Below are 13,513 nucleotides of genomic sequence, written 5' to 3' on the forward strand. Positions count from 1 at the left end.
TATACCCCTCCTCTTTCCCTTCAGCTTAAATTCATTAATTCCAAAAACCGAACTACCTGCCTATAAACTGCTGTACCATTACCTTCCCGTATGTGGGACTATCAACAATACCAAAGCCTACGTAGTTAAAGTTTGTATTCAGAATATTTTTCTTATGGCCCTCAGAGTTCATCCATGCTTTGAATGCGCCCTCCACAGTCTGGTTTCCGGCTATATTCTCACCCGCCGTCTTGAAGCTTATTCCAAACTGTCTCATCATGTCGAAGGGTGAACCATAGGTAGGAGACTGGTGTGAGAAATAATTATTATCCGCCATGTCCTTGGCCTTGGCCTTGGCACACTTCATTACCTCCATATCAAATTCCAATGCCGATGCCCCTGCGTCTGTTCTTGCCTTGTTGACAAGGTTCAGAAGTGTCTGCTCGTCCTGTGTAACTCCCTTCAGAGCAGCCGCCTTCTTAGGTGTTTCAGTCTGTTTAGCCGGAGTGGCTGCGGTATTGCCGGTATTTTTCTTGACATTTGTAAACTCTGCAACCTTGACATATTTGCTGTATGCAGAGCCGACGCATCCCCTTGCGGGATCGTATATGGTATACCAGTCTCCCAGCATTCCAAATACCTTTACGGCCTGTCCCTTTTTAAGGACACACACAACAGGATATTTTGTGCTTGGGCCCTGTCTTACATTTAATGCATGAGGTGTCACCACCCCATCAATAAAGTCTGCCTTTTGGAAATAGGATGCCGCCATAACGCTGCCTGAATGGGAGTCCGTAAGTGCGGGAGCCGACATAAACACCAGTGCCATTACCAGTAAAAAAGCTATCTTTCTTTTCATAAAATCCCTCCAAATTCATGCAATTCTTACTAAGAAGAATTTACTATGTTATATAGTATTAACACATTTAGATGAATTATTTACATAAGAGTATATAAAAAAGCAAAAATTCTAATTCAAATAATGCCAATTCCTAGCCCCTTATTTAAGAAAGACAGCTCCCCTCCGCCGCTAATAAGCCTTGCCCCAGTAAACCATATGCTTTGCGGGCTTTCCGCAGCACATGCATTTATCCGATATTGTCTCCTGCTCAAACGGGATGCACCGGGCAGTTGCGGAGGTTCTCTCCTTTACCGCGTCCTCGCAGGCCCTGTCTCCGCACCACATAGCCTTTATAAAGCCGGGAGTTTCATTAATTGTCCTTTCAAACTCGTCCAGCGTTTCCGCTTTAAAGGTCTTTTTATCCCGCATCTCTCTTGCCCTTTCAAGCAGTGCGTTCTGCAGTTCCTCTAAAATTTGCGGCACCTTGGTTTCCAGCTCATCCATTGAAACAAATATCTTTTCTCTGGTATCTCTTCTCACAAGGACAACCTGATTTTTCTCAATATCCTTAGGCCCCACCTCAAGTCTTAGCGGCACACCCTTCATTTCATGCTCGCTGAACTTCCAGCCGGGCATCTTGTCGCTGTCGTCCATTATTACCCTTGCCACACACGATAGCCTTTGCTTAAGCTCTCCCGCCTTCTCCAGCACACCCTCCTTATGCATCTGTACAGGTACTATCACCAACTGCACAGGCGCTATCACAGGAGGAAGCACCAGCCCGCTGTCATCACCGTGAACCATTATAATAGCCCCTATAAGCCTGGTTGTGACTCCCCATGAGGTCTGATGCACATACTGAAGCTGGTTCTCCTTGCCGGTATACTGGATTCCGAACGCTCTTGCAAAGCCGTCTCCAAAATTGTGCGAGGTGCCCGATTGGAGCGCCTTTCCGTCGTGCATAAGGCTTTCGATTGTATAGGTGGACTTTGCTCCGGCGAACTTTTCCTTCTCTGTCTTTTTCCCCTTAATTACAGGAATAGCCAGAGCCTTTTCACAAAAATCCGCGTATACATTCAGCATTGTTATTGTCTCTTGCTGCGCCTCATCCGCGGTGGCATGTGCCGTATGCCCCTCCTGCCATAAGAACTCAAGAGTCCTCAAAAATGGCCGTGTCGTTTTTTCCCACCTGACCACCGAGCACCACTGGTTATACAGCTTGGGAAGGTCCCTGTATGACTGTATTATATTTGCATAGTGATCACAAAAAAGCGTCTCTGAGGTCGGGCGCACGCACAGCCTCTCTGCCAGCTTCTCATCCCCTCCGTGCGTAACCCACGCAACCTCGGGAGCAAACCCCTCAACATGCTCCTTTTCCTTTAAGAGCAGGCTCTCGGGAATAAACATGGGCATATATACATTTTCATGACCCGTTTCCTTAAACCTGGCATCTAAGTATTTCTGAATATTTTCCCATATTGCATAGCCATACGGACGGATTATCATGCAGCCCCTTACGCTTGAGTAATCCACTAGATCCGCCTTTTTGATGACATCCGTATACCATTGTGTGAAATCCTCATTCATGGAGGTTATCGCCTCTACAAGCTTTTTTTCCTGTGCCATAAGCCTCATCTCCCATTCAATAAAATATTTTAATAATCTTAAAATAAAAAAACCGCCCTTAAAATACTAAGGGACGGAGCTTATAACCGTGGTACCACCCAAATAGACGCGCCAATCCGTGCGCTGTCCGGCTCTGAAAGCCTTTACCGGGGCTCATGCGTCAGTTTCATCAACTGCATCTCAGGGGTGGGAAGAAAAGCTGTTGCCGAAGGCCTCGCACCAAATGGCCCTCTCTCTTAAAAATCCCGCTTCTCATTGATCCCGTCATTGACTTATACTCATATTTAATATAATATACCCATTGTACGATGTCAATATTAAAATAAGCAAAAAGGGAGTGTGCTGAAAGATTGAAGGTAGGTATAGGACAGGACAGCCATAGGTTCGATTTCAACGACAACGCCAAAAAGCTTATATTAGGAGGCGTAGTCTTTGAAGGACATGCGCCGCTTCACGGCAACAGTGATGCCGACGTAATACTTCACTCAATAACCAACGCTATTTCAGGTGTAACGTGCGTAAACATATTAGGATCGGTAAGCGATGAAATGTGCTTAAAACACGGGATAAAGGACAGTACAGCATATCTTGCCGAGGCATTAAAGCACTTAGGTGAAAGCAAAATCGTGCATGTATCCATATCAATTGAGTGCTCCACACCAAAAATAAGCCCCAAGATACACCAGCTCAGAGAAAGCATAGCAAGGCTGCTGGACATACCCCAAAATTGCGTAGGCATAACCGCCACAACAGGAGAGGGGCTTACACAATTCGGGCAGGGCAAGGGCATTCAGGTATTTAGCTGTGTCACAATAATATAACTGCTTAACGCCTTATTCTTTTCTGTGCCTTGCTTCCCTTGACCGCACTATGGCTTCTCCCGCAACCAAATCCTCCTGTGTGGTGATTTTTATATTCTCGTAGCTTCCCATAACCAGTCTGGTTCTCACACCAAGTCTTTCAACCAGTACAGCATCATCTGTACCATAAAAGCCCTCTTCCGCAGCCTTAATATGTGCGTCCATTATAAGCCGGTACCTAAAGGACTGAGGTGTCTGTACCGACCACAGCACACTCCTTTCCAGAGTGGAGCTTATAAAGCCTTCCTTATCCCCTGCCTTTATCGTATCCTTCACAGCAACAGCCACACATGAGGCTCCGTACCTGTCAGCCGCCTCAATACTGTCGGAAATAATTTTATGTGTTACAAACGGCCTGGCACCGTCATGTATAACAACAACGTCACAGGCTTTATCTATTTCACAGAGCCCGTTATAGACAGAAGCCTGCCTTTCCTCCCCGCCCGACACTATTGTCTTCACCTTCACGGCTCCGCACATATCGACAATGTTCTGTTTGCAGTATATTATATCGCTTTCATTTACAACCAGTACTATCTCATCAATATGACGACAGCTTTCAAACACCTCAACCGTTCTTGCAAGTATAGGCTTTTCCGCTATCTCAATATATTGCTTATTTATATCGGTATTCATGCGCGCGCCTCTGCCCGCAGCTACAATAACCGCGCCGGCGCACAGCTTTTTATTAGGCATTTTCCCTCCGCAGCAGCTTTTTAAATAACTCTCTCAATAGTGTTTTTAGGCTTGGCAAAAATCATTCTCCCGGCGGCGGTCTGTATAACGCTTGTCACTATTACACTCACAGTTTCCCCCATATATCTTCTGCCCCCTTCAACCACTATCATTGTGCCGTCATCAAGATACCCTATGCCCTGCCCACTCTCCTTTCCATCCTTAACCACCTGTATGGACATCTCCTCACCGGGAAGGGCAATGGGCTTCATTGCATTGGCAAGCTCATTTATATTCAGCACCTGAACTCCGTGGAAATTAGCCACCTTGTTCAGATTATAATCATTGGTAAGTATTTTTGCATTGATTTTTTTTGCCGCCCTAAGAAGCTTGTCGTCGGCCTCTCCGCCCTCTGTATCCTGAAAATTTTCAATTCTCACAGGATAGGGCAGCTCCTTTTGCATTGCGTTAAGCACATCCAGACCCCTCCTGCCCCTGTTCCTCTTAAGCGAGTCAGAGGAATCGGCAATATGCCTTAGCTCCTCCAGCACAAAGTCAGGCACAATAATATCCCCATCCAGAAAACCGCTTCTGCAGATATCCACAATCCTTCCGTCTATTATGACGCTGGTATCAAGCAGTCTGCTCTGGTACATTATATTATCCTCCTGTTTAAGAGGAATTCTTTCTTTAAAATTGCCATGCAAGGTTTCATTTCTCTTTCCTACCGCAACCCAAATTCCTATTCCCCCGAATAAAACATTTGCAATAATGGATATGGGCAGGCCGATTATATCTACCTTATTTATAGGAATACTTATAAGATTTGCAACAATAAGACCGACTATGAGTCCCGATGAGCTGACCGTCAGCTCATATAATGACATTTTCTGGAGCACCTCTTCAGTTTTATCAAGTGCTTTCAATACGAATGCAATAATTTGATTTGCAGTCACATAGAACAAAAATGCACAAGCTATTGTAACCAGACAAAAAACCGCGGCTTTAAGCTCGGTATGAAACTTGACATTATGCATATAAAAGAAGGTTCTGGTAAGAGTAACACCTGTAACAGCACCAATAACGGCAAATAAACCCTTTAGTACATTGTTTATCACAATACCTAACTCCCTTATATTAATAACATATAATGCTTAAGTGAGGATAACTAGCCGGATATTGGCTATTTACAGCCTTTCCGGCAAAAAAACAAAGCTCTTATATGTTTATATAATCACTTATAATACCCTCAATCTCAAGCTGGTCTGTCCCCTTTGCCAAAACCAATTCACTTATAAGAATTTGACGTGCGCTGTTCAGCATTTTTCTTTCTCCGGTAGATAAGCCCTTTTCTCTGTCTCTGAGCATCAATGACCTGACTACGTCGGCAACCTCAAAAATATTCCCGCTTTTTATCTTAACCATGTTTTCCCTGTAACGCTTATTCCAGTTGCTGTTTACGTTCAGGTTCTGATCTCCCAATATGGCAAATACCTTGTCCACATCGCACCCGCTGATGACCTCCCTTATGCCTATATCTTCAATATTGTGTGTAGGAATCATAACCTTCATATCACCCACAGGCATTTTCATAACATAGTAGTTTTGTTTCTGTCCAAGTATCTCTCTTTCCTCAATTGACTCAATAACACCAGCACCATGCATTGGGTAAACAATTTTGTCCCCAACATTAAACATAACTAACGCCTCCAACAAATAAAACTTCCTTAAGAAATTATCCGGAAGCCCTAAAGATCAAAAATCTGCTATAAATATATCTTAACCACAAACTACTTATTAATAAATAGTATACTATAAATATATAATAATGTCAAAACGATTTATTCTAACATTTGTATTTGTTTATGTCAACGATAATTTTTTTTGAAATTAAAAATTTTATATGCAATGTTTACCAGAAGGTTTTTAATTGACAACAGCGCAATCAAACAATTATAATAAAAATGGAAGTGACCTTTAAGTGAATTTTTGTATTGATAAAATTATCACAGCTAAGGAGTGAGCTTTATTGAAGGACATTATAATAGATGAGCTGCAGTATTCTGCAAATGAGCTTCTTGTCAGGAACAAAAGCATCATTGACCTGATTACTAAATTTCAGGATTCCAACGCCCGGGTCAACCGTTCTGTAGTAAAATCGGTAACTCACTGCGGTTGTATAAAGATTAATGCTGAGAAGCAGTCCTTCCCTGAGGACGGAGATTTTGAAGAAATGAAGCTTTTGATGGAAACTCATTTGGAAGGGAAGCTGTGCGAAAACTGCAGGGATATAATAGAAAAGGAAATAGGAAAAAACCTTTTTTATCTGGCATCCATATGCAACACCTTGGATCTTAATTTATATGACATAATTATAAAAGAGCTGGATAGGGTTAAAATGCTTGGCAAATACAATTTAAGATAAAAAAAACAGCGTGTAGCACGCTGTTTTTTATTTTTATAGATATGTAGCGGTAAATTACCGAGCCAGCCTGTATATTTCCAGAACATCCTGCCAATACAGCTTTTTAAGCCCCCCGATAGGATACTCCTTTCCATAGGCCTCTCTGGTAGCCTTTTTAGCCATCAGCTCAAGGTTGCTTTCATCAATGCCAAGCTGGCCAAGGGTAGAAGGAAGCCCCATTTTTTTGAAAAATTCGCTCAGGCGCTCAATTCCTTCCATTACAATGGCATCAGGGTTCCTGAAGCTTCCCGAAACACCCATGACGTTAACAGCAAACTGGACGAAAATATTGATATTGGACTTATAGACATACTTCATCCATGCGGGGGTAACCACCGCGAGTCCGGCACCGTGTGCGACGTCATAGATAGCACTGAGTTCATGCTCCATTCCGTGGCAACCCCAGTCCTGCTCCCGCCCCATGCCTAAAAGATCATTGTGGGCTACCGTTCCGCCAAACCCTACCTGACACCAGGCATCGTAATCCCGGGGATTTTTAACAACAAGCAACGCATTCTTCATTATAGTTCTAAGCGTCGCCTCACACAGCCCGTCGGTTAAGTCTGTCTCTGTTGTATTTGTAAAATAGCGTTCAAATATATGGCTTATCATATCGGCAACGCCATTGGCAATCTGGTTTTTTGGTAGCGTAAAAAACAACTCGGGATTCACTATGCTAAAGCACGGCCTCAAATGCACATTTCCATACCCAAGCTTTTTTTGAATAGCCTCATTGGTAATTACCGTGTTCATGCTGGACTCGCTGCCTGCCGCCGGAATAGTCAGAACGGTTGCCACAGGCAAAGCTCCATCGGTAGACCTGCCCGTCTCGAATAAATCCCATACATCACCGTCATAGTACATGCCTGCGGCAATTGCCTTGGCCGAATCAATTACACTTCCTCCTCCCACTGCCAGAATGAGTTCCACATTTTCAGCTTTGCAAAGACGTATACCCTCATGAACCAGCGACAGTCTGGGATTTGGAACAACACCCCCAAGCTCCACAAATTCAATATCGTTTGCGTTAAGTGAAGCAGCCACTGTGTCATAAAGGCCGCTTTTTTTAATACTGCTTCCTCCGTAGTGAAGAAGTATTTTTTTTGCATAGGGCTTCAAAAGCTCTCCTACGGCATTTTGGGTATCCCTGCCGAATACAATCCTTGTAGAATTTTGGAAATCAAAGTTTAGCATCCTGTTTTCCTCCTCCATTATTTATGGCCCGCGAACCTTCCTATATATTTAGCAATAAAGATTTTACATGGGGGATATAGTTTGATGGAAGAAATTTTTTTCACCCGTAAGGAATACATCTAAGAAAAGCGCCTGATGACATACCCGTGAGACATTTCCCCGCAAGGCGTCTTTTCGTTGTAGTTAAAAATTTCTGTAAGCAATTATATCCTCCATGTTTGTAAAATCTTTATTGCATCCTATATATTAACAAAATATTTAATTCTGCGATCCGTAAACTGTTAATATATACTTGCACCGCGGTTGTACATGCCTTATAATATTATAAGATTTAAAGTTAACTTTAAGTCAATAAGGGAAATAAAATTTCCCAGATTATTTTAAAGGATGGTTTTTATGGCTTATTCTATAAAGCAGGTATCGGAGCAAATGCATATCCCCCCGCATACACTGCGTTATTATGAAAAGGAGGGGCTTCTCCCTTCCGTAAAACGCAGTGCCGGAGGAAGCCGCGCGTTTTCTGAGTCCGATCTGGACTGGCTGGGATTGATATGCTGCTTAAAAAACACAGGGATGTCTATAAAGCAAATAAGGGATTTTGTAGACCTTAGCAAACAGGGAGACAATACCTTAAAGCAAAGGTGTGAAATGCTTGTTGCGCATAAAAAAGCTGTTAAGGAGCAAATAGCGCAAATGGAGCAGCACCTTGACAAGGTAACACATAAGATCGGATATTTTACGTCGCAGTACGAAAGGTATAGGAACGGGTGATAAGAAGCACAGCCCTCAATAATTATCCATCAGCAGGAATTCACGGATATTGACATTTTTAATTCCGTTTCTCCCCCTGTCGATTTCATCCATCGAAACGACATACTTGGGATAATTGTCAGGAATGGTTTCAAGAACTGAAAATTCTCTTTCAATTGTTTCCTCTGTGGCAAGGATATATGTTACCTGAACATATATTTTTTCCTTTCCCGACACTGCCACAAAGTCAATTTCGTTGCTGCTATTCTTACCGACTCTGATATTATATCCACGGCGGAGCAGCTCCATATATACAATATTCTCGAGCGTTTGATTTATGTCGCGCATATTGTTTCCATAAACAGCCTCACGAATTCCGTGGTCTGCAATATAAATTTTTTCCTGAAATTGCAGGAGCTTTTTCCCTATTACATCCTCGCGCGGAACCAGATGAAGGAAGCAAGCCGTTTTGCAATAATCAATATAATTGTAGATTGTTTCTGTGGAAACACTTCTCATTTCACTTTTCAGATATTTTGAAATATTGGCCGCGGAAAATGTATTTCCGATGTTTGCTATGAAAAATTGAATAGTCCTCTTCAAAAGCTCTATATCACGGATTTTATTCCTTGTTGCTATATCCTTTAATATAATTGAATCATAAATATCACTCAGATACTGCATTGAGCTTTTTTCATCAATCGGAAACTGATAAAGAAAAGGCATCCCCCCTCTTGTAAGATACATTTGAAATGCTTCGGCATTATTTTTGAAGCTCGTAATATCCAGCATTTCTTTATAAGAGAAAGGGAAGATTTTAAATTCAACATACCTGCCTCCAATATAGGTAGCAAGCTCACCGGATAACAGCTTAGCATTCGATCCCGTAATATAAATATCGGCATCAAAATCTATCATACATGAATTAATCATGCTTTCCCAGCCATCCTGCTCCTGTATCTCATCAAAGAACAAATATATTTTACCGGCGGCACGGGAAGCAAAATTATTAACATATGAATAAATGCCGTCAACAGAGGCGGCAAAAGGATTATTTCTGCTTTCTAAATTAACAGATAAAATCTGCTTGTCCGATACTCCCTGCAAGCGCAATTCCTGCTGTATCAATTCCAGCATTACAGACTTTCCCGAGCGCCTTATTCCTGTCAGAACCTTAATAATATCCTGCTTCATAAACGGACGGATTTTAGACATGTACATTTCCCGCTGAATCATTTCTCCACACTCCTTTGGCAATAGCATACCATCAGAATACAATATCTATACCGAAATTTCAAGGGTATTATTTAATTTGTTTTCGCTATAGCGAAATCTGTGTCCTGTTTTTACTTCATGGAATCAATAAAAGCAGTAAGCATTTTAAGCTGCTCATTCACTGTCCTCAAAGGAGGGATCATTAAAAAACTCAGACAAAGATATATTTAGTCCCTGACATATTTTTTTCAAGGTTATAATACCGGGATTTTTACTTTTACCGTTAATAATGCTGTCTACAGTTGATTGAGTGAGGCCCGAAATACCTGCCAGCCTGTTTACAGTTATATTTCTCTCCTTGCAAAGGTATAATATTCTTTTGGCACAGCATTCGGCTATATTCACGTCAACACCACCTATAATTATATATATAAAATTATACCAAATAAAATCAAAAAACATTAACGACACATCGTTGACATTAAGTATTTTCTTTGCTATAATCATCTTAACGATATATCGTTAAGATGATTAGGAGGATCTAATATGTCAAAGATCACAAACAAATTCAGCTCACTGGATGAGCTTGTCCGCCATTTTTCAATTTTCAGGATGGAAAGTGCTATTGAAAAAAGGCTGAGACGAGATAAACACTACACTGAATTGGAGCAGAAAAGCATACAGCTCAAACAGGCACTCTCGAATGCACTCACCTCGGAGCAAAAGGCCTTGCTGGAGGACTATAGCTGTTTAACGGCGGAAATGCAAGTCACAAGGGAAAGATTTATCTACAAGCGGGGCTTAGCGGACGCATTCAGGATCAGGGATATTATACTCGGGGCCTCTTAAGGCCCCTGAATACTCCATTAAAAGTTTTGCACTTATCTCAGACAAGCCAATAGGTTCCCACAATTTATTTATCATTCCTTTTTTAAAATTGTCATTATAGAATAGCCGAAAATTGTAGAAATGATATTTGTAGCAACTACAGCCCGGTATAAAAAATTCAGATTTTGAATCCATGCGGCATTAAAAACTAAAGCAATGAAATATAAGTTAAATAATAATGCCGGCAAAAATAAAATCACAAATTTGGGGAAATTTATTTTCCATGCCCCTTTTTTTCTTTTTTCATTTATTATGTATTCCATCCCAAGTAATGCACCGAAAATAATATTTATAAAAATTATGGCAAGGTGATATAAATTTTTGCTATATGAAATCGCGCTGTAGTGTTCGGCTTTACTTATTAAATTTTCACTCAAAAAAATAAATGCTACTATAAAAAACAAATATACCAGAACCCTTATCCACTTTTGCAATGATTTCTCACCTCTTTTCAGATTTTGCCCTTCTCACAGCTTTTTAAGATTTGCAAATGCCGCCATAAGCCTCTTCATTCCGTGCCCCTCAAACTGTATCTCCAGCTTGAAATCACCCTTTTCCTTTTCAACCGACGTAATTACCCCCACCCCGAATTTCTTATGCTGAACAGTGTCTCCCTCACTAAACGAAACCCCGCTTAAAGCAGGTTCTCTCGGAGCTATGCTTATAGAACCGCCTGAAAAGCTGACCGCTCTTCCTATAGGCGGCGAAGGAGCAGTGCCCTTTACATACACGCTTCCAAGCTGAGACAGCGGCTTGGGGCTTGCGGATGCTCCCCCGGCAGAAGGCAAAGTCCCCCCGCTCGCGGGTGTGCTGCCTCTGCTCCTGCTTGCCGCCTCCATCCTGTTTAAGTCGGCAATAAGATTCTCAGGTATTTCCTTTATAAACCTGGACGCCTTGTTGTAGGTGGTGTTGCCAAACAGCGTCCTGCTGTATGCACCTGTCATGAACAGCTTCTCCCGCGCCCGCGTTATCCCGACATAGCACAGCCTGCGCTCCTCCTCAACCTCAGTCTCGTCAACCATTGCCCTGTAGCCGGGAAATACTCCCTCCTCCATCCCCGCCATAAATACAACGGGAAATTCCAGTCCCTTCGCGCTGTGCAGTGTCATAAGCACAATATTGTCGGCCTCCGGGTCAACACTGTCAATGTCGGCCACAAGCGAAATGTTTTCGAGAAAGCCCTCCAGAGTGCCCTCAGTATCTTCCCCCTTCTCAAACTCCAGAGCCACCGAAATAAGCTCCCGAATATTCTCAATCCTCGTTCGGGATTCAGGGGTATCCTCCTGCTCCAGCTCCTTTAATATTCCCGACTGTGTCCCTATTTCCTCAATTATATCCGAAATCCTCATGCCTTCCTTCATGGCCCTGAACCTTGATATCAGAAGCTCAAAATTATGGAGCTTTGCCGCCGCCCTTTGCAGCTCGGGTATTTCTCCGGCAGAGGATATTACGGAAAATATGCTGCAGCCGCGCCTGTTTGCTATCTCCTCGGCCTTGCCGACAGTGGTGTCGCCTATGCCTCTTTTGGGCACATTTATAATCCTTTTTAAGCTGATGTTGTCGGCAGGGTTCTGTATCACCCTGAGGTATGCTATTATGTCCTTGATCTCCTTGCGATCATAAAACCTTAATCCCCCCACAATTTTATACGGAATGCCCTCCCTCATGAGCATATCCTCTATTACGCGTGACTGGGCATTTACCCTGTAAAGCACCGCAAAATCCTTGTAGCTCCTGCCGTCTGTATCACTGAGTGTTTTTATCTGTTCGCTTATGAAGGAGGCCTCGTCATGCTCATTTATTCCCTGATACAGGTTTATGCTGTTTCCCTCCAAATTATCAGTCCACAGGCTTTTGTCCTTCCTGCCGGTATTATTTTGAATAACACCGTTTGCGGCATTAAGTATGGTCTGGGTCGAACGGTAATTCTGCTCAAGCTTTATAACCTTGCAGCCCTTAAACTCCTTTTCAAAATCCAGTATGTTCTTTATATTAGCCCCTCTCCATGCGTAAACGCACTGGTCATCGTCGCCCACCACACACAGATTTTTGCTTTTCTGCGCCAGAAGGCTTATGAGCGAATACTGGGCGGTATTGGTGTCCTGATATTCGTCCACCAGTATGTACTTGAACTTCCTATGATAGTACTCCAAAATGTGGGGGTTATCCAGAAAAACCTTAATGGTGTACATTATAATGTCATCAAAATCAAGGGCATTATTCTGCCTCAGCTTCTTCTGGTACAGCTCGTATATCTGCGCAACCTTGCCCATCTTAAAATCCCCTCCGTATATGGAGGAATAGGTTGACGGCTCAATCAGCTCATCCTTTGCCTTTCCTATCATCTCAAGCACCGATTTAGGCGGAAAATTTTTATCGTTAATGTTGAGCTCGCGGAGACAGTCCTTAACAACCGTCTGCTGATCGGGATAATCGTATATCACAAAGCTCCTGTCAAAGCCTATCTTATCAATATCACGCCGAAGTATCCTTGCACAGCATGAGTGAAAGGTGCTTACCCATATATCCTCGGAATTCTCCTCCACCAGCCTGTCTATTCTTTCCCGCATTTCCCTTGCCGCCTTGTTTGTAAACGTAATTGCAAGTATGTTGGCAGGGTGTACCCCCCTCTCACTTATCATATATGAAAGCCTGTCGGTCAACACTTGAGCGTTTCCCGGGGTATAATCACTTACATAGTCCCTCATAAGCTGCAAATCCTCTTCTGTCAGGCCTTCTGGGACATACTCACTGTGATAGGCGTTACCGTACTTTATCATGTATACTATCCTATTTGTTAAAACAGCCGTTTTGCCGCTTCCGGCTCCGGCTAAAATTAATTGGGGGCCATTTATATGAAATACTGCTTCTTTTTGCGGATCATTTAAGCGTTCAAATTGAATTTCCAATATCCTTTTTCTTAGCCGATAAAACTCTTCTTTTCTAATATCGCTTGTCATTAGCTTTTTAACCACCTATCACAATTATAAATTTATTTATGAACCTGAACTCTGCCACACA

At 42.5% G+C, this 13,513-nt stretch carries 14 protein-coding genes; 4 read left to right on the forward strand and 10 right to left on the reverse strand.

All coding sequences use genetic code 11. The annotated features are described in order from the left end of the window. Nucleotides 1-52: 52 nt before the first annotated feature. Together DFR58_RS04700 and proS are read right to left on the reverse strand one after the other, a co-directional pair. Nucleotides 53-838: a CAP domain-containing protein gene (locus DFR58_RS04700; RefSeq protein ID WP_114296657.1), complete on the reverse strand. Its 786-nt coding sequence runs from the start codon at nucleotides 836-838 to the stop codon at nucleotides 53-55. Between the two features lie 171 nt (nucleotides 839-1,009). Beyond that, nucleotides 1,010-2,446: a proline--tRNA ligase gene (proS, locus tag DFR58_RS04705; RefSeq protein ID WP_114296658.1), complete on the reverse strand. Its 1,437-nt coding sequence runs from the start codon at nucleotides 2,444-2,446 to the stop codon at nucleotides 1,010-1,012. 350 nt (nucleotides 2,447-2,796) lie between these two features. Between proS and ispF the strand changes: the two genes are divergently transcribed. Continuing rightward, a complete protein-coding gene (gene ispF / locus DFR58_RS04710) occupies nucleotides 2,797-3,267 on the forward strand; it encodes a 2-C-methyl-D-erythritol 2,4-cyclodiphosphate synthase (RefSeq protein ID WP_114296659.1) in 471 nt (156 codons plus the stop codon). Nucleotides 3,268-3,279: 12 nt separating this feature from the next. Here ispF and ispD read toward each other — a convergent pair whose 3' ends face one another. The 3 genes from ispD to DFR58_RS04725 form a co-directional block, all read right to left on the reverse strand. Further along, nucleotides 3,280-4,002, reverse strand: a complete 723-nt coding sequence (gene ispD, locus DFR58_RS04715) for a 2-C-methyl-D-erythritol 4-phosphate cytidylyltransferase (protein ID WP_114296660.1) — start codon at nucleotides 4,000-4,002, stop codon at nucleotides 3,280-3,282. A 20-nt stretch (nucleotides 4,003-4,022) separates the two neighbouring features. Further along, a complete protein-coding gene (locus DFR58_RS04720; protein WP_207659127.1) occupies nucleotides 4,023-5,099 on the reverse strand; it encodes a PIN/TRAM domain-containing protein in 1,077 nt (358 codons plus the stop codon). 100 nt (nucleotides 5,100-5,199) lie between these two features. Continuing rightward, the gene (locus tag DFR58_RS04725) at nucleotides 5,200-5,679 is read right to left on the reverse strand and encodes a CarD family transcriptional regulator (protein ID WP_114296661.1); all 480 of its coding nucleotides are present in this window, start codon (nucleotides 5,677-5,679) and stop codon (nucleotides 5,200-5,202) included. Nucleotides 5,680-6,010: 331 nt separating this feature from the next. Between DFR58_RS04725 and DFR58_RS04730 the strand changes: the two genes are divergently transcribed. After that, nucleotides 6,011-6,406: a nucleoside triphosphate pyrophosphohydrolase family protein gene (locus DFR58_RS04730; protein WP_114296662.1), complete on the forward strand. Its 396-nt coding sequence runs from the start codon at nucleotides 6,011-6,013 to the stop codon at nucleotides 6,404-6,406. 54 nt (nucleotides 6,407-6,460) lie between these two features. Here DFR58_RS04730 and DFR58_RS04735 read toward each other — a convergent pair whose 3' ends face one another. Continuing rightward, entirely contained in the window at nucleotides 6,461-7,639 is a 1,179-nt protein-coding gene (locus DFR58_RS04735; RefSeq protein WP_114296663.1) for an iron-containing alcohol dehydrogenase, read from the reverse strand. A gap of 396 nt (nucleotides 7,640-8,035) precedes the next feature. On the opposite strand from DFR58_RS04735, the gene DFR58_RS04740 reads away from it, so the two are divergent. Next, nucleotides 8,036-8,410, forward strand: a complete 375-nt coding sequence (locus DFR58_RS04740; RefSeq protein ID WP_114296664.1) for a MerR family transcriptional regulator — start codon at nucleotides 8,036-8,038, stop codon at nucleotides 8,408-8,410. A 15-nt stretch (nucleotides 8,411-8,425) separates the two neighbouring features. On the opposite strand, the gene DFR58_RS04745 is transcribed toward DFR58_RS04740, so the two are convergent. Beyond that, complete coding sequence (locus DFR58_RS04745) at nucleotides 8,426-9,625, reverse strand: ATP-binding protein (protein WP_114296665.1); 1,200 nt, start codon at nucleotides 9,623-9,625, stop codon at nucleotides 8,426-8,428. A gap of 153 nt (nucleotides 9,626-9,778) precedes the next feature. Beyond that, complete coding sequence (locus DFR58_RS04750) at nucleotides 9,779-10,009, reverse strand: helix-turn-helix domain-containing protein (RefSeq protein WP_242987397.1); 231 nt, start codon at nucleotides 10,007-10,009, stop codon at nucleotides 9,779-9,781. Nucleotides 10,010-10,150: 141 nt separating this feature from the next. Between DFR58_RS04750 and DFR58_RS04755 the strand changes: the two genes are divergently transcribed. Further along, on the forward strand, nucleotides 10,151-10,453 hold the full coding sequence (locus DFR58_RS04755) for a hypothetical protein (protein ID WP_114296666.1): 303 nt from the start codon (nucleotides 10,151-10,153) through the stop codon (nucleotides 10,451-10,453). 71 nt (nucleotides 10,454-10,524) lie between these two features. Here DFR58_RS04755 and DFR58_RS04760 read toward each other — a convergent pair whose 3' ends face one another. Then, the gene (locus DFR58_RS04760; RefSeq protein ID WP_114296667.1) at nucleotides 10,525-10,926 is read right to left on the reverse strand and encodes a hypothetical protein; all 402 of its coding nucleotides are present in this window, start codon (nucleotides 10,924-10,926) and stop codon (nucleotides 10,525-10,527) included. Nucleotides 10,927-10,959: 33 nt separating this feature from the next. Beyond that, nucleotides 10,960-13,452 (reverse strand): ATP-dependent helicase, encoded by a 2,493-nt coding sequence (locus DFR58_RS04765; RefSeq protein WP_114296668.1) that lies wholly within the window; start codon nucleotides 13,450-13,452, stop codon nucleotides 10,960-10,962. Nucleotides 13,453-13,513: the final 61 nt, after the last annotated feature.

It is taken from the genome of Anaerobacterium chartisolvens (assembly GCF_003337415.1).
GTDB lineage: Bacteria > Bacillota > Clostridia > Acetivibrionales > DSM-27016 > Anaerobacterium > Anaerobacterium chartisolvens.